Annotated in this window: 25 protein-coding genes; 17 read left to right on the plus strand and 8 right to left on the minus strand. The window is 66.5% G+C overall.

The features are described 5' to 3' along the window. The first annotated feature begins 8 nt into the window (after positions 1-8). A complete protein-coding gene (locus ACFOOQ_RS05895; RefSeq protein WP_379722919.1) occupies positions 9-482 on the plus strand; it encodes a DUF2867 domain-containing protein in 474 nt (157 codons plus the stop codon). Here ACFOOQ_RS05895 and gcvA read toward each other — a convergent pair. Next, complete coding sequence (gcvA, locus tag ACFOOQ_RS05900) at positions 479-1,405, minus strand: transcriptional regulator GcvA (RefSeq protein ID WP_379722922.1); 927 nt, start codon at positions 1,403-1,405, stop codon at positions 479-481. The genes ACFOOQ_RS05895 and gcvA overlap by 4 nt on opposite strands. Positions 1,406-1,560: 155 nt before the next feature. On the opposite strand from gcvA, the gene leuC reads away from it, so the two are divergent. The 5 genes from leuC to ACFOOQ_RS05925 all read left to right on the plus strand — a co-directional run bounded on the left by leuC (position 1,561) and on the right by ACFOOQ_RS05925 (position 6,386). After that, complete coding sequence (gene leuC, locus ACFOOQ_RS05905) at positions 1,561-2,973, plus strand: 3-isopropylmalate dehydratase large subunit (protein ID WP_379722924.1); 1,413 nt, start codon at positions 1,561-1,563, stop codon at positions 2,971-2,973. Between the two features lie 18 nt (positions 2,974-2,991). Continuing rightward, entirely contained in the window at positions 2,992-3,621 is a 630-nt protein-coding gene (gene leuD, locus ACFOOQ_RS05910; protein WP_379722927.1) for a 3-isopropylmalate dehydratase small subunit, read from the plus strand. Positions 3,622-3,753: 132 nt separating this feature from the next. Further along, positions 3,754-4,866: a 3-isopropylmalate dehydrogenase gene (gene leuB, locus ACFOOQ_RS05915; RefSeq protein ID WP_379722930.1), complete on the plus strand. Its 1,113-nt coding sequence runs from the start codon at positions 3,754-3,756 to the stop codon at positions 4,864-4,866. A gap of 173 nt (positions 4,867-5,039) precedes the next feature. Then, positions 5,040-5,654, plus strand: coding sequence for a glutathione S-transferase family protein (locus ACFOOQ_RS05920; RefSeq protein WP_379722933.1), 615 nt, complete (start codon positions 5,040-5,042; stop codon positions 5,652-5,654). A 36-nt stretch (positions 5,655-5,690) separates the two neighbouring features. Then, on the plus strand, positions 5,691-6,386 hold the full coding sequence (locus ACFOOQ_RS05925; RefSeq protein ID WP_379722936.1) for a methyltransferase domain-containing protein: 696 nt from the start codon (positions 5,691-5,693) through the stop codon (positions 6,384-6,386). Positions 6,387-6,390: 4 nt separating this feature from the next. Here ACFOOQ_RS05925 and ACFOOQ_RS05930 read toward each other — a convergent pair whose 3' ends face one another. Next, positions 6,391-6,903: a 2'-5' RNA ligase family protein gene (locus ACFOOQ_RS05930; protein WP_379722939.1), complete on the minus strand. Its 513-nt coding sequence runs from the start codon at positions 6,901-6,903 to the stop codon at positions 6,391-6,393. Between the two features lie 44 nt (positions 6,904-6,947). Between ACFOOQ_RS05930 and ACFOOQ_RS05935 the strand changes: the two genes are divergently transcribed. After that, positions 6,948-7,586: a LysE family translocator gene (locus ACFOOQ_RS05935; RefSeq protein ID WP_379722942.1), complete on the plus strand. Its 639-nt coding sequence runs from the start codon at positions 6,948-6,950 to the stop codon at positions 7,584-7,586. Here ACFOOQ_RS05935 and ACFOOQ_RS05940 read toward each other — a convergent pair. The 4 genes from ACFOOQ_RS05940 to ACFOOQ_RS05955 all read right to left on the minus strand — a co-directional run bounded on the left by ACFOOQ_RS05940 (position 7,583) and on the right by ACFOOQ_RS05955 (position 10,345). Continuing rightward, a complete protein-coding gene (locus ACFOOQ_RS05940; RefSeq protein ID WP_379722945.1) occupies positions 7,583-8,212 on the minus strand; it encodes a 2-hydroxychromene-2-carboxylate isomerase in 630 nt (209 codons plus the stop codon). The genes ACFOOQ_RS05935 and ACFOOQ_RS05940 overlap by 4 nt on opposite strands. Before the next feature lie 5 nt (positions 8,213-8,217). Beyond that, the gene (locus tag ACFOOQ_RS05945) at positions 8,218-9,141 is read right to left on the minus strand and encodes a glutathione S-transferase family protein (RefSeq protein ID WP_379722948.1); all 924 of its coding nucleotides are present in this window, start codon (positions 9,139-9,141) and stop codon (positions 8,218-8,220) included. A gap of 52 nt (positions 9,142-9,193) precedes the next feature. After that, positions 9,194-9,772, minus strand: a complete 579-nt coding sequence (locus ACFOOQ_RS05950) for a TetR/AcrR family transcriptional regulator (protein WP_379722951.1) — start codon at positions 9,770-9,772, stop codon at positions 9,194-9,196. Between the two features lie 93 nt (positions 9,773-9,865). Further along, positions 9,866-10,345, minus strand: coding sequence for a nuclear transport factor 2 family protein (locus ACFOOQ_RS05955; protein WP_379722954.1), 480 nt, complete (start codon positions 10,343-10,345; stop codon positions 9,866-9,868). 139 nt (positions 10,346-10,484) lie between these two features. Between ACFOOQ_RS05955 and ACFOOQ_RS05960 the strand changes: the two genes are divergently transcribed. From ACFOOQ_RS05960 to ACFOOQ_RS05970, 3 genes are all read left to right on the plus strand, one after another. Continuing rightward, positions 10,485-10,868 carry a nuclear transport factor 2 family protein gene (locus ACFOOQ_RS05960; protein ID WP_379722957.1) on the plus strand — a complete coding sequence of 128 codons (384 nt, stop codon included), beginning with the start codon at positions 10,485-10,487 and terminating at the stop codon, positions 10,866-10,868. A 165-nt stretch (positions 10,869-11,033) separates the two neighbouring features. Continuing rightward, complete coding sequence (locus ACFOOQ_RS05965; RefSeq protein ID WP_379722960.1) at positions 11,034-12,062, plus strand: aspartate-semialdehyde dehydrogenase; 1,029 nt, start codon at positions 11,034-11,036, stop codon at positions 12,060-12,062. Between the two features lie 116 nt (positions 12,063-12,178). After that, the gene (locus ACFOOQ_RS05970) at positions 12,179-12,679 is read left to right on the plus strand and encodes a PAS domain-containing protein (RefSeq protein ID WP_379722963.1); all 501 of its coding nucleotides are present in this window, start codon (positions 12,179-12,181) and stop codon (positions 12,677-12,679) included. A 19-nt stretch (positions 12,680-12,698) separates the two neighbouring features. Here the strand turns inward: ACFOOQ_RS05970 and pdxY are convergent, their stop codons facing one another. Continuing rightward, positions 12,699-13,553 (minus strand): pyridoxal kinase, encoded by an 855-nt coding sequence (pdxY, locus tag ACFOOQ_RS05975; protein WP_379722967.1) that lies wholly within the window; start codon positions 13,551-13,553, stop codon positions 12,699-12,701. Positions 13,554-13,703: 150 nt separating this feature from the next. Between pdxY and ACFOOQ_RS05980 the strand changes: the two genes are divergently transcribed. From ACFOOQ_RS05980 to ACFOOQ_RS06010, 7 genes are all read left to right on the plus strand, one after another. Continuing rightward, positions 13,704-14,597, plus strand: a complete 894-nt coding sequence (locus ACFOOQ_RS05980; protein ID WP_379722970.1) for an HpcH/HpaI aldolase/citrate lyase family protein — start codon at positions 13,704-13,706, stop codon at positions 14,595-14,597. Between the two features lie 104 nt (positions 14,598-14,701). Beyond that, positions 14,702-15,787 carry a MaoC family dehydratase gene (locus ACFOOQ_RS05985; RefSeq protein ID WP_379722973.1) on the plus strand — a complete coding sequence of 362 codons (1,086 nt, stop codon included), beginning with the start codon at positions 14,702-14,704 and terminating at the stop codon, positions 15,785-15,787. Between the two features lie 213 nt (positions 15,788-16,000). Then, positions 16,001-16,387, plus strand: a complete 387-nt coding sequence (gene sdhC, locus ACFOOQ_RS05990; RefSeq protein WP_379722976.1) for a succinate dehydrogenase, cytochrome b556 subunit — start codon at positions 16,001-16,003, stop codon at positions 16,385-16,387. 10 nt (positions 16,388-16,397) lie between these two features. Next, a complete protein-coding gene (gene sdhD / locus ACFOOQ_RS05995) occupies positions 16,398-16,793 on the plus strand; it encodes a succinate dehydrogenase, hydrophobic membrane anchor protein (RefSeq protein ID WP_379722979.1) in 396 nt (131 codons plus the stop codon). A gap of 4 nt (positions 16,794-16,797) precedes the next feature. Further along, positions 16,798-18,588: a succinate dehydrogenase flavoprotein subunit gene (sdhA, locus tag ACFOOQ_RS06000; RefSeq protein ID WP_379722982.1), complete on the plus strand. Its 1,791-nt coding sequence runs from the start codon at positions 16,798-16,800 to the stop codon at positions 18,586-18,588. Positions 18,589-18,608: 20 nt separating this feature from the next. After that, entirely contained in the window at positions 18,609-19,400 is a 792-nt protein-coding gene (locus ACFOOQ_RS06005) for a succinate dehydrogenase iron-sulfur subunit (protein ID WP_379722985.1), read from the plus strand. Positions 19,401-19,513: 113 nt separating this feature from the next. Next, entirely contained in the window at positions 19,514-20,860 is a 1,347-nt protein-coding gene (locus tag ACFOOQ_RS06010) for a pentapeptide repeat-containing protein (protein WP_379722988.1), read from the plus strand. Between the two features lie 108 nt (positions 20,861-20,968). Here the strand turns inward: ACFOOQ_RS06010 and zapE are convergent, their stop codons facing one another. Further along, a complete protein-coding gene (gene zapE, locus ACFOOQ_RS06015) occupies positions 20,969-22,102 on the minus strand; it encodes a cell division protein ZapE (protein ID WP_379722991.1) in 1,134 nt (377 codons plus the stop codon). Positions 22,103-22,106: the final 4 nt, after the last annotated feature.

The following is a 22,106-nucleotide window of genomic DNA, read 5'->3' on the forward strand; positions in this document are numbered from 1 at the left end:
TGCCGGCCATGCCGCACGTCGCCCCCGCCCCGCCAGATCCGGACTGCACTGCCGCGCTGCCCGGCTGCGATTTCGCCGATGCCTTCAGTGTCGTGGTGACACGGCAGGACATCGATCCCGGTGCGGCCATGAAGCTCGCCTTCGGCACGCCGCCCGGCTGGGTCAACACCCTGATGGCCACCCGCAATGCCGTGATGGGACGGCTCGGCTACAAGGCGCCGCGCATCCAGCGCGGCTTTCCGGTGCTACGGGCCGCGCCCGGCATGGAACTGTCCGGCCTGGACGACGCGCATCTGGATTTCCGCGCCCTCGTTCGCGTCACCCCCGAGGGCGACGGCCGCAGCCGCATCACCCTGACCACGGCGGTGCGCACCCATAACCGGCTGGGCCGCGTCTATCTCGCCGTGATCCTGCCGTTCCACCGGGTGATCGTGCGCAACCTGCTGGCCCGGATGGCCCGCCAGCTGGAAGCAGCCGCCTAGCCGGCGGAGTCCGTCTTGGCCGCCACGTCGCTGATCAGCCAGTCGCGCATCGCCTTGATGCGCGGCGCATCGGCCATGTGTTCGAGGCAGACGAACCAGTAGGCATTGGTCAGCGGCAAAGCCGTGCCATCGAACAGCTTGACCAGCCGGCCGGCGGTGATCTCTTCCGCCGCCAGCTCCGGGTCCATCACCGCGATACCCATGCCCTGCACCGCGGCCTGAATCGCATAGCTCCGCGTCTCGAAGACCGGGCCGCTGTTCGGATCGATCGCCTTGTCCTTGATACCGGCGGCGCTCAGCCAGATGCGCCAGTCCTCGCGCCGGTTCTGCGAATGCAGCAGCTTGTGGCCCTTGAGGTCGGCCGGTTTGCGCAGGGCCTCCTTGCCCCTGGCGAATTTCGGATGCGCCACCGGCACCAGCGATTCCGAGAACAGCCGGGTCGCGCTCACCCCCGGCCAATGGCCGTCACCGTGGCGGATGGCGCAGTCGATGCCCTCGCGTTCCAGATCGGCCGGACGGATCGAGGTGGTGATGCGCACTTCGATATCGGGATACTGCTCCTGGAACCGCGGCAGGCGGGGAATGAACCAGCGCATGGCGAAGGTCGACAGCATGGAGACCGTCAGGATGCCCTCGCCGCGCCGGGCTTCCAGCTTGCTGAGCGCGCTGGCCAGATGGTCAAAGCCCTCCTGCACGTCCGGCAGGATCAGTTGCCCCTCGGTCGACAGCACCAGCCCCTTGCGGGTGCGGTGGAACAGCGGCACGCCCAGCAGCTCCTCGAGCTGGCGGATCTGGTGGCTGATCGCCGAGAGGGTGACCGACAGTTCCTCGGCGGCGGCGGTGAAATTCAGGTGGCGGCCGGCGGCCTCGAAGGCTTTCAGGGCGTTGAGGGGCAGCAGGCGGCGGCTGGGCAGGTGGGGCATGGAAAATCTTTTAAGCCGGGGGCGAATTTAAATCCAGCGCAGCGCCGCATTCCCCTCTGGACGGGGGGCGGCGGGTCCTGTTGAATCCGGCCCCGGCCAGGTCTCCTGGCCGGGAACGCCCCGTCTCACAAAGAATACAGAACGGACCAGCCGCCATGACCGCGCCGCGCACGCTTTACGACAAGATCTGGGACAGCCATCTGGTTGATATCGATGACCAGGGCAACGGCCTGCTGTACATCGACCTGCATCTCGTCCACGAAGTGACCTCGCCGCAGGCTTTCGCCGGCCTGAAGGCCGCCGGCCGCCAGGTGCGCCGCCCCGACCGTACCGTGGCGGTGCCCGACCACAACGTGCCGACCACGCCGGACCGCGCCCAGTTCGTCTTCGAGGACGACGAGGCCCGCATCCAGGTCGAGACGCTGGACCGGAACGCCCGGGAATACGGCGTCAACTATTTCCCGATGAACGACATCAACCAGGGCATCGTGCATATCGTCGGCCCCGAGCAGGGTTTCACCCAGCCGGGCATGACCATCGTCTGCGGCGACAGCCATACCTCGACCCACGGCGCCTTCGGCAGCCTGGCGTTCGGCATCGGCACCTCCGAGGTCGAGCATGTGCTGGCGACCCAGACCCTGCCGCAGCGCAAGGCCAAGAACATGCAGATCAACATCGACGGTGATCTTGGGCCCGGCGTCACCGCCAAGGACATCATCCTCGCGGTGATCGGCAAGATCGGCACCGCTGGCGGCACCGGCTATGTGATGGAATACACCGGCAGCGCCATCCGCGGCCTGTCGATGGAAGGCCGCATGACCGTCTGCAACATGTCGATCGAGGCGGGCGCCCGCGCCGGCCTGATCGCGCCGGACGAGAAGACATACGAATATGTGAAGGGCAAGCCGCATGCGCCGAAGGGCGCCGCCTGGGAACAGGCGATCGCCTGGTGGAAAACCCTGCCGAGCGATGCGGGCGCCAGGTATGACACCGTCGTCGAACTGAAGGCATCCGACATCGCGCCGCATATCACCTGGGGCACCAGCCCGCAGGATGTCGCGCCGATCACCGGCAGCGTGCCGAACCCGGCCGATATCAAGGACGAGCAGAAACGTGCCGCGCTGGAACGCGCCCTCAACTACATGGGCCTGAAGCCGGGCGAGAAGCTCGACAGTGTGCCGATCCAGCGCGTCTTCATCGGCTCCTGCACCAACGGCCGCATCGAGGACCTGCGCGCGGCCGCCGCCGTCGCCAAGGGCCGCAAGGTCGCCGCCGGCGTGCAGGCCATGGTAGTGCCGGGCTCAGGCTTGGTGAAGCATCAGGCCGAGGCCGAGGGGCTCGACAAGGTCTTCCTCGAGGCCGGTTTCGAATGGCGCGAGCCCGGTTGCTCGATGTGCCTGGCGATGAATGCCGACAAGCTGAAGCCGGAAGAGCGCTGCGCCAGCACGTCGAACCGCAACTTCGAGGGCCGCCAGGGCGCCCGCGGCCGCACCCACCTGATGAGCCCGGCGATGGCCGTCGCGGCTGCCGTCGCCGGCAAGCTCGCCGACGTGCGCAAGATCGCCTGAGCGAAGGAAACGATCGAGATGGACAAGTTCACCACACTCACCGCCGTCGCCGCCCCGCTGCCGATGATCAATGTCGATACCGACATGATCATCCCCAAGCAGTTCCTCAAGACGGTCGAGCGCACCGGCCTGGCGAAAGGCCTGTTCTTCGAGCTGCGCCAGACCCCGGACGGCACCCCGGTGCCGGAATTCTTCATGAACCAGCCGCAGTACAAGGGCGCGCAGATCCTGGTCGCCGGCGACAATTTCGGCTGCGGCTCGTCGCGCGAGCATGCCCCCTGGGCGCTGCTCGACTACGGCATCCGCTGCGTGATCGCCACCAGCTTCGCCGACATCTTCTATAACAACTGCTTCCAGAACGGCATCCTGCCGATCACCCTGCCGCAGGAAGACGTCGACAAGCTGATGGATGATGCCAAACGCGGCGCCAATGCCCGCGTCACCGTCGATCTCGAACGCCAAGAGATCAAGGGCCCCGATGGCGGCACCATCACCTTCGAGATCGACGCGCTGAAGAAGCACCGCCTGCTCAACGGCCTCGACAACATCGGGCTGACGCTGGAGAAGAAGTCGAAGATCGACAGCTTCGAAAGCAAACAGCATGGCAGCCAGCCCTGGCTGTATGCCGGGGCCGGCCGTACCGCGTAGTCATTCACTTCATATTATTATCGTCATGCCCGGGCCCGAGAAGCCCATTCCTGGCCGGGCATCTCGTGCAGAACGGAAAAAGATCCCCGGATCAAGTCCGGGGATGACGCCCTGTAGAAGGAAAAACCGAAAATGGCTTCCAATCGTACCATGCTGATGCTGCCCGGCGACGGGATCGGCCCCGAGGTGATGGGCGAGGTTCGTCGCGTCATCGAGTGGATGGACAAGCGCCGGCATGTCTCCTTCGACGTCAAGGAAGACCTGGTCGGCGGTGCGGCTTACGACAAGCACGGCACCCCGCTCGCCGACAAGACCATGCAGGACGCACTGGATTGCGGCGTCGTGCTGCTGGGCGCCGTCGGTGGCCCGAAGTGGGACAATCTGTCCTTCGACAAGAAGCCCGAGCGCGGCCTGCTGCGCCTGCGCAAGGAAATGGACCTGTTCGCCAACCTGCGTCCGGCGAAATGCTTCGACGCGCTGGTCGAGGCCAGCACGCTGAAGCCCGACGTCGTCCGCGGCCTCGACATCATGATCGTGCGTGAACTGACCGGCGGCGTCTATTTCGGCCAGCCGCGCGGCATCGAGACCCTGCCGAACGGCGAGCGCCGCGGCATCAACACCCAGGTCTACACGACGAGTGAAATCCGCCGTGTGGCGGCCGTGGCCTTCGAACTGGCGCAGAAGCGCGGCAACAAGGTCACCTCGCTGGAGAAGGCCAACGTGATGGAATCCGGCGTGCTGTGGCGCGAGGAAGTCACCAGGCTGCACCAGGAGAAATACAAGGACGTGCAGCTCGAGCATATGTATGCCGACAACGGCGCCATGCAGCTGGTGCGCAACCCGAAGCAGTTCGACGTGATGGTCACCGACAACCTGTTCGGCGACATCCTGTCGGATGCCGCCGCCATGCTGACCGGTTCGCTCGGCATGCTGCCGTCCGCCTCGATCGGCGCCGCCGATCCGGCCACCGGCCGCCGCATGGCGCTGTTCGAGCCGGTGCATGGCTCGGCGCCCGACATCGCCGGCAAGGGCGTGGCCAATCCGCTCGCCACCATCCAGAGCTTCTCGATGGCGCTGCGCTATGCCTATGACCTCGGCGCCGATGCCGACCTGATCGACCAGGCAGCCGAGAATGTGCTCAGCAAGGGCATCCGCACCCCCGACCTCGGCGCCGGCGGCACCAAGGTCGGCACCAGCGGCATGGGCGATGCCCTGCTGATGGAGCTCGACAAGCTCGCCGCCTGAGGGTTCGCCGCCTGACGCGTGCGTTAATCGCAAAACCGAAACGCCGGTCCGCAAGGGCCGGCGTTTTTTCATGGCCGGACACCAATCTTCCTGTGAGGCGTTGCAGCAGGGCTCTTGTGCATTGCAGCAAAATCGGCAAGCTTCGGCGGCGTTACTGTCTGGGGAGATAGTTCATGAAGTTGATCGGCCGCAACCTGTCGCCTTATTCGCGGCGCATTGCCATTGCCATGACCCTGCTGGATGTGCCGCACGAGCGGGAATACCTGTCGGTCACCGCCGATCCCGACCGCGGGCTGGAAATCAATCCGGTCGGCCGGGTGCCGGTGCTGGAACTCGACGACGGCGAGCGGCTGATCGAATCCGGCGTCATCCTCGACTACCTGATGGAACTGGTCGGCCCGGCGAAAAGCCTGGTGCCGCCGCACGGCCGGTCGCGTCGCGACTGCCTGCAGCTGATGGCGATTGCCACCGGCGTGCTCGACAAGGCGGTCGCCGCCATCTACGAGGTGCGCCGCCGGCCGGCCGAGAAAGTCCATGAACCCTGGCGCCAGCATCTGCTGATCCAGGCGACCGGCGGCCTGAAAGCGCTGGAAGCGCATAAACAGAACCCCTGGATGCTCGGTGATTTTCTCACCCTGGCCGATATCAGCGCCGGGGTCACCGTCAGCTTCCTGCGCGTCATGCTGCCCGAACTGGTGCCGGCCGACGCCTGGCCGAAGCTTTACGACCTGTGCGAACGCTGCGAAGCTTTGGCGGCTTTCCAGGCGCATCCGCTGGAGACGCCCTGACCTGCCAGGGACCGGCGGGCGCGAAAAGGATTTCCGATGGCACAGCAGCCGCAGCCCGATAAACGCATCCTGCGCGCCCAGATCGCCGCCCGCCATATCCAGGGCGACGGCATCGAGATCGGCGCGCTCGGCACACCGCTCAACGTGCAGCCCTATGCGCGGGTGAAATACCTCGACCGCCATTCGCTGGAAGACCTGCGCAAGGAATATCCGGAGATGGCCCAGCGGGCGCTGGTCAAGCCCGACATCATCGACAGCGGCGAGACACTGGACAGCATCCCGGACGGCTCGCTGGATTTCATCGTCGCCAACCATTTCCTCGAGCATTGCCAGAATCTGCTCGGCACTTTGCGCACCCATGCCCGCAAGATCCGGCCCAACGGCCGGCTGTTCTATGCGGTGCCGAACCGCGACTTCACCTTCGACCGTCACCGGCCGGTGACGCCCTTCGCGCATCTGGTGCAGGACGACCGTGACGGCCCGGAGCTGGCGCGTGACCAGCACTATCTCGAGTGGGCCTCTCTGGTGGCACAGCTGCCCCCCGGCGAAGCAGAGAAACACGCTGCCGAGCTGAAGGCAAAGAACTATTCAATCCACTATCATGCCTGGGATGCCCGCGCGCTGTTCGACACCATGGCGCGGGCGGTGGACTACATCGAATTTCCCGGCTTCGTCGCGCATTTCGAGCTGAACCTGCACGAGATCATCTGCGTGCTGGTGCGCACCCGTTGAGCCTTCAGGCGCCGCCGAAGGGAAACAGCGCCTCCGGCGTGATCCTGCCGTTTTCGAGCTGCAGCACCTGGAGCGCAGCGATACGCCCCGTGGCCGGCTGTGTGAGTGGCCCGATCTGCCGTTCCAGCGCCTTGGCCGAATAGACCACGCCAAACCGCGCCACGGTCAGATGCGCCGCGTAATCCGCCGCCGGCGCGTCGTTCAGCGCCGCATGCAGCACGGTCAGTTTCGCCGCCGCCGGCCCGTCGGCCCACAGCACATTGAGGAAACGGTATTTTGGAGTATGCGGATCCTCCATACGGCCGAGACGGTCGAAGGCAACGTCGAACGGCGCCGTGGCGGCAGCGACATCGGCGGCGCGGGCGAGAAAGCCGCCGCGGTCGGCGACATCCTGTGGAAAGGCCAGCGTCACATGGGCCGCCACCCGGTCCTGCAGCGGGTCATGGGCCGCGCGCAGCGCGGCGATCCAGCCGGCCGCCGCATCATCGAAATCGGGTATCGCAATCACTGCCAGCATCGGCGTAAGCTTAGGCGGTTCCTGCCCGCAATGCGATGGACGCCATGCCGCTCACCCTCTATCTGGCCGCCGCCCTTGCCGGCGCTGCTTATACCCTGACCCCCGGCCCCGCCTTCCTCGCCCTGCTCGGCATCGGCGCCGGCCAAGGCCGCCGCGCCGGGGTGAAATTCCTCGCCGGCCATTTCGCCGGCGACATTGTCTGGGGCGCACTGGCACTGGTTGCCATCATCGGCTCGGCCAGCCTCGGCACCTTCGTCTTTGACCTGCTCGGCCTGGCCTGCGGCCTGTATCTTCTGCTGCTCGGCTGGCGCGCCGTGACCGTGCGCCGGCGCGAGGATGGCGCACTCAGCACGGAGGTGACGCAGCCGTTGCGCCGCGGCCTCGCCTTCGGCCTGACCAACCCGAAAAGCTATGCCGTGGCCATCGCCATGTTCACCGCGCTGCTGGCCAGCCAGTCGGCAGAGCTTGGCTGGTCGAGCCTGCCGCCGCTGCTCGGCGCCGCCTGCGCCGGCTTCATCGTCGGCGACATCATCCTGGTCTGGGTGATCGGCGCGGCGCCGGTGCGCCGGCTCTATCGCCGGCATGAGCTGTGGGTGACACGGATCAGCGGCGCAATCTTCCTCGGCTTCGGCCTGCATGCCATCTGGCATGCCGGGCCGGGGCTGCTCAGCCGGCGCGGCTAGGCCTGCCGCCTGAGCGCCTCGCGCACCAGCGGCAGGCGGTCGTTGCCGAAGAACATGTCGTCGCCGACGAAGATGGTCGGCGAGCCGAAGCCGCCACGGGCGATCAACTCGTCGGTATTGGCCTTGAGCTGCGCCTTGACCGCCGGATCGTTGATCGCCCCGGCCAGCGCAGCCGGATCGAGGCCGGCCCGACCGGCGGCTTCGGCCACCACCTCGTCACGGCTGATGTCGCGGTCCTCGCCCCAGTAGAGTTCGAAGAAGGCGGTCGCCAGCGCGACCTCTTTGCCTTCGCCCTGCGCCCCGCTTTCCTGAGTCTTGGCCCACAGCAGGCCGCGCAGCGCCTTCACCGGATTGACCGGAAAAACCGCCGGCGGGAAGACGATCTTCAGCCCAGCGAGCCGCGCCCAGTCCTGCATGTCCTTCATGATCCAGGCATCGCGGGCCGGCACCGGATTCTCGCGCATGCGGTACATGGTCGGATTGATCGTGTTGAACACGCCGCCAACCAGGAAGGGCTTCCAGTGGATCGTTGCACCTGCTTCCTTCGCCAGCGGCTGGATGTTGGTAAACGCCAGATAGGTCCAGGGACTGGAGACGTCGTAGTAAAAGTCGATGGTCCTGGCCATGGCGGTCACAGCTTCGCCGGCACCAGGATGAAGCCGGCGCGCGGGAAATGCACATGCAGGCTGCCGGTCTCCGCACTCTCGCGGCGGATGGTGACCTGCTGGGCATCCAGCGCCACCAGTTCGCCGATGGTGGCATCGCGGCCGGTATCGTCCGGCGTCACGCTGACCAGGCTGCCGGCCTTGAGCCCCAGCGCGTTGGCAACGACCCCGCCGATGGCCGGTGCCGGCTCGTTCGTCTTCGCGATCTCCAGCGCCGCAGCAGAGGTCATCTCGATTTTTTCGCCATGGCCGAAGCCCTTCATGCGGTCGGCCCAGGCATTCAGCGCCGTGTAATCGGCCAGCGCATCGGATTTCGCCCGGTCGCGCACGAACCAGACGCAGTGATAGACGGCGAGATCGGCCAGGCTCGGCGCATCGCCATAGAGGAAGCTGCGGCCATCGCCGAGCGCCTCCTCGATCCAGCCCAGATGCGCGCGCAGCGGCCCGGTCATCACGGCAGCCTGCGGCTTGAACTTGCTGCGGTCGAGCGGCCGGCCGGAGAATTTCGAGCGGTCCTCAAGGAAGGAATCCGGCATATGCTCGCCCATCAGGCCGAAGGCGACGGCAACAGCCGCACCGAACAGCTGGTGGTCGGCCCAGAAGGCGGTGCCCTCGGCGAGGCCCCTGGCCAGGCCGGGGAAGAACGTCGGCGCCGGCTGGCGGCGTTCCAGTTCGCGCAGGATCACCTGGGTGTCGCAGAAGATGTCGGCGCCGATCTGCATCACCGGCGTCTTGCGGTAGCCGCCGGTCAGCGGCAGCAGGTCGGGCTTGGGCATCGCCGGCGGGATGGTCACCGAATGCCAGGCCAGATCCTTGATGCCGAAGGCCGCGCGCACCTTCTCGGAAAACGGCGAGGTGCCGTAATGGTGCAGGATGATGCCGCCGGTCATGATGTTGCCTCCCGATTGATCTGGGAGACAGGATACGGCTGCTGCCCCAACGTCAGGCAAGCGCCGAAGCGAGCACGGCGCGCAGATTGGCGCGCAAGATGCCGAGCTGACGCGTGAAGGCCGCCGGCTCGTCGAGCGCCCGGGCCAGCACGAGCGCGCCCTGGATGCCGGCGACCGTCATCTCTGCCAGGCCCACCGGCTGCTGCACGCCGGCCTTTTCCAGGGCGACGGCCAGCGCATCGATCCAGCGGCGGAAATAATCCTGCACCACGGCGGCGAATCGGTCGCGGGTGTCGTCCAGCGCGAAGGCGCCGACCAGGCAGACCCGGCCGCCGCCACGGAAATACTGCGCGGTGTTGTCGAACATGGCAGTGATCGCGGCCGGCACCTCGCCCGCCCCGGCCGCGCGCAGCGGCGCATAGATCTCGCGTTCGAACCAGTCGTCGACATGGGCGAGCACGGCAGCCGCCATCTCGTCCTTGCCGCCCGGGAAGTAGTTGTACAGGCTGCCCTTGCCGAGCCCGGTGGCCGCGGTGATCACGCTTAAGCTCGTGCCCTCAAAGCCATGCTGGCGGAACACGTCGCCGAGCCGGGCGATGGCTTCCTCACGGGTGATCAGGGCGGCAGGCATGCGTTTCCTTATGCTGTCATGCGCGGACTTGATCCGCGCATCCCATTGAAATGGGACCCTCGGGTCAAGCCCGAGGGTGACAATATCAGGTTTCTACAGCCCCAGCTCGCTGAGCCCCGGATGGTCGTCCGGGCGACGGCCCTTGTTCTCATCCGTGCGCGGCCAGTGGAACTTGCGGTCGGCCTCGGTGATGCGGACATCGTTGATGCTGGCCTCGCGGCGCTGCATCAGGCCCTCGGCGTCGAATTCCCACTGCTCGTTGCCATGGCTGCGATACCACTGGCCGCTGTCGTCATGCCATTCATAGGCGAAGCGCACGGCGATGTGGTTGCCGGTATAGGCCCAGACCTCCTTGATCAGGCGGTAGTCCATTTCGCGCTGCCATTTGCGCTCCAGCAGGGCCTCGATGGCCGGCCGCCCTTCGATGAATTCGGCCCGGTTGCGCCAGCGGCTGTCCGGCGTATAGGCGAGCGCGACTTTCGCCGGGTCGCGGCTGTTCCAGGCATCTTCGGCCAGCCGGGCCTTCTGGGCGGCGGTCTCGGCATTGAACGGCGGCAGCGGTGGGCGGGCCATGGGGTCTCCTGGGCTGGCGTATTGTACCGATAAGTACAATACAGAAAAGACGCCGCTGCCGGCAAGCGGAAAACGGAGCGACTGGCCAGCGCGGCGGCACCGCCCTAGCTTGACCGCAGATCGACGAGGGAGACGGACGATGACGGCAACGGACCCGGGCTATGCGGCAGTGGCGGCCGTGCTGGGCGACTATTTCGACGGCCTGTATCACTGCGACACCGGCAAGCTCGGCCGCATCTTCCACCCGCAGGCGCGCTATGCCTGTGCCACGGATGGCACGCTGCTGCACCTGGGCATGGACGCGTATTTCCCCATCGTCGCCGCCCGGGAATCGCCGGCCAGCCGCAACGAGGTCCGCCGCGACCGCATCGTCTCGATCCAGTTTGCCGGGCCGGTAACCGCCTTCGCCCATGTCGAATGCGCCATCGGTCCGAAGTTCTTCAATGATTTCCTGACATTGATCAAGATCGACGGCCGCTGGCAGATCATTTCCAAGGTCTTCCATTACGACCTGCAGGGTTGATCCGGACCGGATGTCGCAGTGCAATTTCCCGCTTGATAACCGGGGTTTCGGGGCCTAATTTCCGCCACGTCCGCCGGGTGCTGACCTGCCGGACACCAACATCGTTCCGTGTTTCCCAAGAGCCGCCGGGTGTCGACCTGCCGGACGAGAGAAAGAAGGTACCCTATGGCCTATAAGGTCGCCGTCGTCGGCGCCACCGGTGTGGTGGGCCGCGAAATGCTCAACATCCTCCACGAACGCAACTTCCCGGTCTCGGAGCTGGTGCCGCTGGCCTCGCGCCGCAGTGTCGGCAAGGACGCCCATTTCGGCGACCGCAAGCTCAAGGTGCGCGCGCTTGAGGATTTCGATTTCACCGGCACGGATATCGCGCTGTTTTCGGCCGGCGGCGCCACCTCGAAGGAATGGGCGCCGCGCGTCGCCGCCCAAGGCGCCGTGGTGATCGACAATTCCAGCCAGTGGCGCATGGACCCCGACGTGCCGCTGATCGTGCCGGAAGTGAATGCCGATGCCATCAGCGGCTATCGCAAGAAGGGCATCATCGCCAACCCGAACTGCTCGACCGCGCAACTGGTCGTGGCGCTGAAGCCGCTGCATGACCATGCCACCATCCGCCGCGTCGTGGTCTCGACCTACCAGTCGGTCTCGGGTGCCGGCAATGACGGCGTCACCGAGCTGGAGCGCCAGACCAAGGCGATCTTCGTCAACGACGCGATCGAGAAGCACAAGTTCACCAAGCAGATCGCCTTCAACGTCATCCCCCATATCGATGTCTTCCTCGACGACGGCTACACCAAGGAAGAATGGAAGATGATGGCGGAGACCAAGAAGATCCTCGACCCGAAGATCAAGCTGACCGCCACCTGCGTCCGCGTGCCGGTGTTCATCGGCCATTCGGAAGCGGTCAACATCGAGTTCGAGAACCCGATCTCGGCCGACGAGGCCCGCGAGATCCTGTCGGTGGCGCCCGGCGTGCAGGTGCTCGACCGTCGCGAGGACGGCGGCTACATCACGCCGCTGGAATGCGCCGGCGACTACAACACCTTCGTGTCGCGCATCCGCGAGGATTTCACCGTCGAGAACGGCCTGGTGCTCTGGGTCGTCTCCGACAACCTGCGCAAGGGCGCGGCGCTGAACGCCGTGCAGATCGCCGAGGAACTGGTGTCGCAGCAGCTGTTGCGCAAGCAGGCCGCATAACATCGTCCGCCAGCAGCGGATCGCAGACAAGCCGATCTTTGGGCGGGCGCCGGGCAACCGGCGCCCGCTGCCGTTTTTACCCCTTGGTCAGGAACTCCCGTCATGATGGACGGTATATGAGCCGATTCGCCCTGCCCGAGACTGCCCATCCGGTCATGCAGGCGGGCCTTGCCTACTGGCAGGCCGCCGCGCCGGAACCGGACCTGCTGCCCGGGCGCCAGCATATCGACCCGGCCGGCATGCCGGCGCTGCTGCCGCATGTCTGGCTGATGGAAATCCATCCGCCTCTGCCCGACACGACGGTACCGCGCCTCCGCTTCCGCCTGGTCGGCAGCCATGTCGACCTCGGCTTCGGCGACGCCAAGACCGGCCGCTGGCTCGACGAGATCGAACCGACGTTCAACAGCAACCCGGCCATCTACACGGCCTATGTCGGCGCCTGCGCCGGCATCCCGAACCACCGCCGCGGCGCGCCGCGCTTCCGCTTCAACCGCAATGCCATCGAGCTGGAACGCATGCTGCTGCCGCTGGCCGGCGACGGCCGCAGGGTCGACATGCTGCTGGGATTTACCGTCTTCTACGACGAACGCGGCGACGTGCTGCAGGCGATGCTGTAAGGCGCGGGCGGCCCCGCGCCTAGCGCACGCGCTCGATCTCCGGCAGATGCGCCGGATTGCAGAATTCCTCCTGCGCCGCCACCAGCCGCATTTCCGGCTGCTTGCGCTCCAGCGCATCGCGCAGCATTACATAGGTACCGGCCATGGCGAACAGCAGCGCCTTCTTGGGCAGGCGGCCCTTCAGTGTGCGGATCAGGAACAGCGCGGCGAACAGGTCGCCGGCCCCCTTCGGCAGGCCCTCGCCAAGATCGGGCACGCCGCACAGCCAGGCGCCCTGGTCGTTGACCAGCAGGGCCTCCAGCATGCCCTGGCCGCCATCGCTGCGCTTCAGCGTGGTGGCAATCACGGTTTTCGGCCCGCGGGCGCGCAGCTCGTCGCAGGCCTTCAGCGCATCGGGCAGGGTCTCGACCTTGCGGCCGAGCAGGAATTCCAGCTCGAAGCCGTTCGGCGTGATGATATCGGCCTGCGAGATCAGGTGGTCGCGGATGAAGGGCGGCAGGGCGCCCTCGACATAGAGCCCGGTATCGTGGTCGCCCATCACCGGGTCGCACAGGAAAATCGCATTGGGGTTGGCTGCCTTGACGGCCTTGGCGGCGCGGGCCGCGGCTTCCGCCGTGCGCGCATTGCCGAGCCAGCCGAGCAGCACGGCGTCGATCTGTTTCCATTCCGGCCGGGTCTGCAGGGCGGCGACCCAGGCATCGATTTCGGCCGGCTCCGACGGCCGCATCGCCGGCGGGCCGTAGGAGGGGTTGAAGGCCAGCACCGCAGTCGGCATCGCCCAGACATCGGCGCCCTGCCGCTGCATCGGAAACACGCCGGCATTGTTGCCGACATGGCCGTGGATCACCTGACTCTGGATCGCAAGTATGCGCATGGCCCGAAGCCCTACCCGTCATTCAGTTCTGTTGGCCGCTTCGTCATTGGACGAACGATTCCGTGACGCGGGGGAAACCTTGCCACGCTCCGGTCGCCGTTTATAGTGGCGCCGATCAACAATATTGCATCGCAGCATCCGGAGCGCCCGATGGCCGCAACCCCCGTGTCGAACCAGGCCCGTCCCCGCCGCAGCGTCCTCTACATGCCGGGCTCCAACGCCCGGGCGCTGGAAAAGGCGAAGACCCTGCCGGCCGATGCGCTGATCCTCGACCTCGAGGATGCCGTCGCCCCCGACATGAAGGCGACCGCCCGCGACCAGGTCTGCGCCGCGGTGCAGGCCGGTGGCTACGGCGGCCGCGAACTGATCATCCGCACCAACAGCCTGGATACCCCCTGGGGCCGCGACGACGTGATCGCCGCCGCCAAGGCCGGCCCCGATGCCGTGCTGCTGCCGAAAGTCGAAAGCGCCGAACAGGTGCAGGTGGTCGATAGCCTGCTGCGCGAATACGGCGCGCCGGCCACGACGGCGATCTGGTGCATGATGGAAACGCCGAAGGGCATCCTGCATGCCGAGGCCATTGCCGCCGCTTCGCCGCGGCTCGGCGCGCTGGTGATGGGGACCTCGGACCTCGTGAAGGACCTCAACGCCCAGCACACGGCGATGCGCCTGCCGGTGATCACCGCACTGGGGCTGTGCCTGCTGGCGGCGCGCGCCTACGGGCTTGCCATCCTCGACGGCGTCTATCTCGACCTCGACGACGACGCGGGCTTCGAGGCGGGCTGCCGCCAGGGGCTGGAGCTTGGCTTCGACGGCAAGACGCTGATCCACCCCAGGACCATCGATGCCGCCAACCGGGTCTATGCTCCGACGCCCGAGCAGGTCGCCTATGCGCACAAGATCATTGGTGCCTTCGAGGCCGCCATGGGCGAGGGCAAGGCGGTGGTGCTGGTCGACGGCAAGCTGATCGAGAACCTGCATGTCGAGCAGGCGAAAAAGCTGGCCGCTCTGGCGGCACAGATCGAAAAACTGCAGGCCGCGTGACTTCATCTTTCTTTTTATTGTCACCCTCGGGCTTGCCCCGCGGGTCCCATTTGTAAATGGGATGCCCGGATCAAGTCCGGGCATGACGAACCAGGAGGCGGGAAATGGCCACCAAGACCGATCCGGGCAATTTCTTCGAGGACTTCCGCCTCGACCAGGAAATCCGCCACGCCACGCCGCGCACCGTTACCGCCGGCGATGTCGCGCTGTACCAGGCGCTCTATGGCTCGCGCTTTCCGGTGCAGTCGGCCGACAGCTTCGCCCACAAGATCGGCCTGCGCGACGCGCCGGTCGACGACCTGCTGGCCTTCCACATCGTGTTCGGCAAGACGGTGCCGGAAATCTCGCTGAATGCCGTGGCCAATCTCGGCTATGCCGAATGCCGCTGGATGGCGCCGGTCTATCCCGGCGACACGCTGCACACGGTCTCGCGCGTGATCGGCCTGAAGGAGAATTCGAACAAAAAGACCGGCGTCGTCTATGTGCACAGCCAGGGCTACAAGGATGGCGGCGAGCTGGTGCTCGACTACATCCGCTGGGTGATGGTGCGCAAACGCGATGAGGCCGCCGCCATCGCCGCCGAACGGGTGCCGACTTTCAACGCGGTGGTCGCCGCCGAACGCCTGCGCACGCCGCCGGGCGCCGATTTCGCCCATTACGACTGGGCGCTGGCCGGCAGCCCGCATGGCTGGGAGGATTATGCGCCCGGCGAGAAGATCGACCATGTCGACGGCATCACCATCGAGGAAGCCGAACACATGCTGGCGACCCGGCTGTACCAAAATACCGCGCGGGTGCATTTCGACCAGTTCCGCCAGAATCAGATGAGCCCGGGCCAGGAGAAGCTCGGCCGCCGGCTGATCTATGGCGGCCATGTCATCAGCATGGCCCGCGCCATCAGCTTCAACGGCCTCGCCAATGCCGCCTTCGTCGTCGCCATCAACGGCGGCCGCCATGTCAATCCGACCGTGGCTGGCAACACGATCTATGCTTGGTCGGAAGTGCTGGACAGGGCCGAGCTGGAGGATCGCAGCGATGCCGGCGTGCTACGTATACGCACCGTCGCGCTGAAGGACTGCCCCGCCGCCGGCTTCCCCGACAAGGATGCCGCCGGCAAGTATCCCGACAGCGTGGTGCTCGACCTTGACTACTGGGTGATGATGCCGCGCCGCGAGAAGCGCCGCGGCTGACAGACCCCGGTTACGGCCCCGGAACCCGGCCCGGAGTTCGGGCCTCGGTAAATTCCCTTGCCGTGACGGGGTTTAGATCGCTAAAAACAGCCTGTCCAATCGTTGACTACGCGGCCTCCGGGACTAGTATCGGGACCGCTTTCGGGGCGCCGATCCGGCCCGGTATTCCATCGGTCCGCGGCGCGCCGTCCCCACTCGAAGGCGCATAAAAATATGGCGAACGTCGAACGACCGCTCTCCCCGCACCTCCAGATTTATCGCTGGCCGGTGACCATGGCCACGTCGATCCTGCACCGGGCCACCGGCATTGCCCTTGCCGTCGGCAGCCTGCTGCTGGCCTGGTGGCTGCTCGCCGCCGCCGCCGGCCCGGATTATTACACCATGGTGCAGGCCATCATGGGCTCCTGGCTCGGCCGACTGGTGCTGTTCGGCTTCACCTGGGCCCTGCTCTACCACCTACTCAGCGGCATCCGGCACCTGTTCTGGGATACCGGCCGCGGCTTCGAGCTGCCGGCCGCCAACCGCGCCTCATGGCTGGTGATCGCCGGCTCGGTGGTGCTGACCGTGCTGGCCTGGATCCTGGCCTACGCCTGGAAGTGAGGACGCTGCAATGAGCAAGAAACACGATCCCATGCGCGACCCGCTGAAGAATGTGCGCGGCCTCGGCTCGGCCAAGGAAGGCGTGCAGCACTGGTGGGTGCAGCGCGTCACCGCCATCGCCCTGGTGCCGCTGGTGCTGATCATGCTGGTCACGATCCTCAAGCTGGCGCCCGCCGACCATGCCACCGTCGTCGCCGCCTTCCATCATCCGCTGCTCGCCATCGTGGCCCTGCTGACCGTGCTGGCGCTGTTCTGGCACCTGCGGCTCGGCCTGCAGGTGGTGATCGAGGATTACGTCCATACCGAGAGCACCAAGATCGTGACGCTGCTTGGCATCACCTTCGCCGTCTTCCTGGTCGGCGGCATCGCCGCCCTCTCGGTGCTCAAGCTGTTCTTCGGAGCCTAACGCCATGACCGCCAGCTATCAGGTCCACGACCACTTCTACGATGTCGTCGTCGTCGGCGCCGGCGGCGCCGGCCTGCGCGCCACCATGGGCATGGCCGCGGCCGGCCTGAAGACCGCCTGCATTTCGAAGGTGTTCCCGACCCGCAGCCATACCGTGGCGGCGCAAGGCGGCATCTCGGCCTCGCTCGGCAACATGGGTGAGGACAACTGGCGCTGGCACATGTACGACACCGTCAAGGGGTCGGACTGGCTCGGCGACCAGGACGCCATCGAATACATGTGCCGCGAGGCGGTGCCTGCCGTGCTCGAGCTCGAGCATTTCGGCATGCCGTTCAGCCGCACCCCGGAAGGCAAGATCTACCAGCGCGCCTTCGGCGGCATGACCAAGAATTTCGGCGCCGAGCCGGCCCAGCGCACCTGCGCCGCTGCCGACCGCACCGGCCATGCGATGCTGCACACGCTGTACCAGCAGTCGCTGAAGTTCGACACCGAGTTCTTCATCGAATACTTCGCCCTCGACCTGATCATGGACCCGGACGACGGCGCCTGCCGCGGCGTGATGGCCTGGAATCTGGCCGACGGCAGCATCCACCGCTTCCGCGCCCAGATGGTGGTGCTGGCGACCGGCGGCTACGGTCGCTCGTATTTCTCCTGCACCTCGGCCCATACCTGCACCGGCGATGGTGGCGGCATGGTGCTGCGCGCCGGCCTGCCGCTGCAGGACATGGAATTCGTGCAGTTCCATCCGACCGGCATTTACGGCGCCGGCTGCCTGATCACCGAGGGTGCCCGCGGCGAAGGCGGCTATCTGGTCAATTCGGAAGGCGAGCGCTTCATGGAGCGCTATGCGCCGTCGGCCAAGGACCTCGCCTCGCGCGACGTGGTCAGCCGCGCCATGACCATGGAAATCCGCGAGGGCCGCGGTGTGGGCAAGAACAAGGACCACATCTTCTTGCACCTCGATCATCTCGACCCGAAGATCCTGCACGAGCGCCTGCCCGGCATCTCGGAAAGCGCCAAGATCTTCGCCGGCGTCGACGTCACCAAGCAGCCGATCCCCGTGCTGCCGACCGTGCACTACAATATGGGCGGTATCCCGACCAACTATCACGGCGAGGTCGTCACCCTGAAGGACGGCAACCCCGACCATGTGGTGCCCGGCCTGATGGCTGTCGGCGAGGCCGCCTGCGTGTCGGTGCATGGCGCCAACCGCCTTGGTTCCAACTCGCTGATCGACCTCGTGGTGTTCGGCCGCGCGGCCGCGATCCGTGCCGCCCAGGTGGTCGAGAAGGGTGCCAAGCACCGCGACCTGCCGAAGGCGGGCGACGAGGCGCTGGCCCGGCTCGATCATTTCCGCAACGCCAAGGGCGGCAGCTCGACGGCGAAGATCCGCGACAAGATGCAGCGTACCATGCAGAACAACTGCGCAGTGTACCGCACCGGCGATGTGCTGAAGGAAGGCGTCGGCCTGATCAACGAAGTCTACAAGCTGATGCCGGACATCGCGGTCAGCGACCGCTCGCTGGTCTGGAATTCGGACCTGGTCGAGACGCTGGAGCTCGACAACCTGATCCGCCAGGCCGTGGTGACCATGCATGGCGCCGAGAACCGCAAGGAAAGCCGCGGCGCCCATGCCCGCGAGGATTTCTCCGAGCGCGACGACCATGAATGGATGAAGCACACCCTGTCGTGGCTCGATGCCAAGGGCGGTGTGACCATCGATTTCCGCCCGGTGCATACCTATACGATGAGCAACGACGTCTCGTATATCGAGCCCAAGAAGCGCGTCTACTGAGAAGACAAGGATAGCTCCCCATGGCCGAGTTCGCGCTGCCGAAGAATTCCAAGATCACCGAGGGCAAGACCTGGTCGCTGCCGCCTGCCAAGGCGGGCGAGGAACGCCGGGTCCGCAAGTTCCGCGTCTATCGCTGGAACCAGGATGACGGCAAGACCCCGCAGGTCGACACTTACGAAGTCGACATGAACGACTGCGGCCCGATGGTCCTCGACGCCCTGATCAAGATCAAGAACGAGGTCGACCCGTCGCTGACCTTCCGGCGCTCCTGCCGCGAGGGTGTCTGCGGGTCCTGTGCCATGAACATCGACGGCGGCAACACACTGGCCTGCACCAAGGCCTGCGACGACATCGACGGCGACGTGAAAATCTACCCGCTGCCGCATATGCCGGTGGTGAAGGACCTGGTGCCGGATCTTACCAACTTCTACGCGCAATACGCCTCGATCAAGCCGTGGATGCAAACCCAGAGTCCCGCTCCGGCGCGCGAGCGCAAGCAGTCGCCGGAAGAGCGCAAGAAGCTCGACGGCCTCTATGAGTGCATCCTCTGCGCCTGCTGCTCGACCGCCTGCCCCAGCTACTGGTGGAATTCCGACCGCTTCCTCGGCCCGGCCATCCTGCTGCAGGCCTACCGCTGGATCGCCGACAGCCGCGACGAGATGACCGGCGAGCGCCTCGACAACCTCGAGGACCCGTTCCGGCTGTACCGCTGTCACACCATCATGAATTGCGCCCAGACCTGCCCGAAGGGCCTCAGCCCGGCCAAGGCGATCGGCGAAATCAAGCAGCTGATGGTCGAACGCCGGGGTTGAGCCGCCCCCGCGTGACGCGGCGCACAGGCAACCGGCTGGATTGAACGGGCAGGTTCGCGTAAAACTGTTAGGCGAATCCAGTTGACCCCGGACCAGACAGGGCCGTTGAGCGTATGGGCGATTTCACCCGCGGGGCTCCCCCGCAACTGACACAGATCGGCGCCGAGAAGCTGCGCGACATCCTGCGCGAGCACGAGGCCCATCTGGCCGGCAAGCCCGATGCCAAACCCGCCGGGCTGGCCTATACCGACCTGTCCGATGCCGATCTGACCGGCGCCAACCTCACGCTCGCCGACCTGACCGGCGCCCGGCTGCATCGCGCCCGCCTCGACGGTGCCCGGCTGTCGATGTCGAAATGCGGCGGCGCCGACTTCCGCAATGCCACGCTGGACAGCGCCGACCTGCGCTGGGCCGATCTGCGCGGCGCCTGCCTGCGCGCCGCCGGGCTGAACGACGCCAATCTGGCCGAATCGAACGGGGCCGAGGCGCTGACCCCGAACTACGACGCCGACGGCCGGCTCGGCAGCGACAGCAGCAAGCGCGCCATCGACCTGTCGGGTGCCTCGGCCCAGCGTGCCGATCTCTCCGGCGCCCAGCTCGGCCGCGCCTTTGCCCTGCATGCCGACTTTGCCGATGCCAACCTCGGCGACAGTAACCTGAACGGCGCCGACCTGCGCAAGGCGCAGCTGATGTCGGCCCGCCTGGAAAATGCTGACCTCAAGGGCTCGGATTTCTCCGGCGCCAACCTGTCCGGTGCCTCGCTGTCGGGCGCCAGCTTCACCGGTGCCAATTTCAGCGGCGCCGACCTGCGTGGCGCCATCATCGATGCCGGCGTGCGCAACCTGCCGGAACTGGCCGCGGCGATCTTTGCCGCCGCCTCGCGCCATGCCCCCGAACAGCTCGATGATATCCTGCGCCAGCACGAAATCTGGGTCCGCACCGAGGGCCAGGACGGCGTGCGCGCCGACCTCAGCGATTTCGATTTCACCGGCCGTGACCTGCGCGGCGTCAACCTGATGGGCGCCCTGCTCGAGCGCGCCTGTCTGGTTCGTGCAATCCTGACCAACGCCAACCTGGCGCTGGCACGACTCAACTTCGCCGACCTGCGCGGCGCCAATCTCAGCCGCGCCAACCTGCGCGGCACCAGCTTCGCCCGTGCCACCCTGGACGAAGCCGACCTGTCGGGCGCCAACCTGTCGGCGATCCGCGATGACGGCCAGAGCGCGCGCACCGCGCGCACCAACCTTGGCGCCGCCAAACTGAAAAAGGCCCTGCTGGTCACCGCCAACCTCGACGGCGCCAGCCTGGTTGGCGCCGACCTGCGCGATGCCGACCTGCGCGAGGCAATCCTCACCGGCGCCGATCTCACCGACGGCCGCTTCGAGGGCGCCAACCTGCTCGGTGCCCAGCTCACCGGCGCACGGCTCGACCGCGCCCGCGACCTGCTGCTGCCGAACTGACCGGCTATGCCGGTCACCCCGGCCGAGCCCGTTTCAGGCGAGAGCCGGGGTCCCGTTTTCCAGGCAGAAATGGGATTCCCGCTTTCGCGGGAATGACGGCCCAGCGCCTCAGGCCGCCGGACTATGCGCCAGCGCGCGGTATTCCTCGCTCTGCATCTCGTTCAGCCGCGACACGCAGCGCTGGAACTCGAAAGCGCCGTCGCCGATCGGGTACAGGCGTTCCGGCGACGCCGCGGCCGAGGCCAGCAGCTTCACCTTCGCCTCGTACAGCGTATCGATCAGGGTGACGAAGCGTTTGGCCTCGTTGCGGTTGTCCGGCCCGAGCAGCGGGATGTCGTCGATCATCACGGTGTGGAAGGCCCGCGCGAGGCTAAGGAAATCCGGCGGGCCGAGCGGCGATTCGCACAGATCGGCAAACGGGAACCGTGCCACCCCGCGCGCCTGGCGCGGCACCGGCAGCTTGCGGCCGAGCAACTCCAGATCGGTGGGCGCACCGGGTGCATCATCGGTCAGGAGCGCAAAGGCACGATCGAGCGCCGCGGTCGCCGCCGGTCCCGGCGGGCTGAACCAGACCTTTTCGTGGCTGAGCCGCTGCAGCCGGTAATCGCGGCTGGCGGCCAGATGCAGCACGTCGAGCTTGTCCCTGAACAGGGCGATGAAGGGCTCGAACAGCGGCCGGTTGAGGCCACCCTGGTAGAGGTCGTCGGGCGCCCGGTTCGAGGTGGCGACCACCACCACGCCGCGGGTGAACAGCTTCTCGAACAGCCGGCCGAGGATCATCGCGTCGGCGACGTCGCTGACCTGCAGTTCGTCGAAGCACAGCAGCCAGGCCGAAGCCGCGATCTTCTTCGCCGCCGGCCGGATCGGATCGTCGCCGCCCTTCTTCTTTTCCGGATCGTCGTCGGGCAGCTGGCGATAGCGGAAGATGTCGGCATGCACCTCCTGCATGAAGGCATGGAAATGCACCCGGCGTTTCTTCTCCACCGGCGCTGCGGCGAAGAACAGGTCCATCAGCATAGACTTGCCGCGGCCGACATCGCCGTAGATATACAGGCCCTGCGGCACCGGCTCGCGCTTGCGGCCGAAACTGAGCTTCTGCAACCAGGTATCCTCGCCGCCCGGCTGGTACTGCACCAGCCGCCGGCTCAGCAGTTCCAGCTTCTCGGCAGCCAGCGCCTGCGCCGGGTCTGCGGCGAGGTCGCCGGCGGCGAGTTTCTGTCGGTAGGCATCGAGGACGGTCATGGGG

This window comes from Ferrovibrio xuzhouensis, assembly GCF_042648965.1.
In the GTDB taxonomy this organism is placed as follows: domain Bacteria; phylum Pseudomonadota; class Alphaproteobacteria; order Ferrovibrionales; family Ferrovibrionaceae; genus Ferrovibrio; species Ferrovibrio xuzhouensis.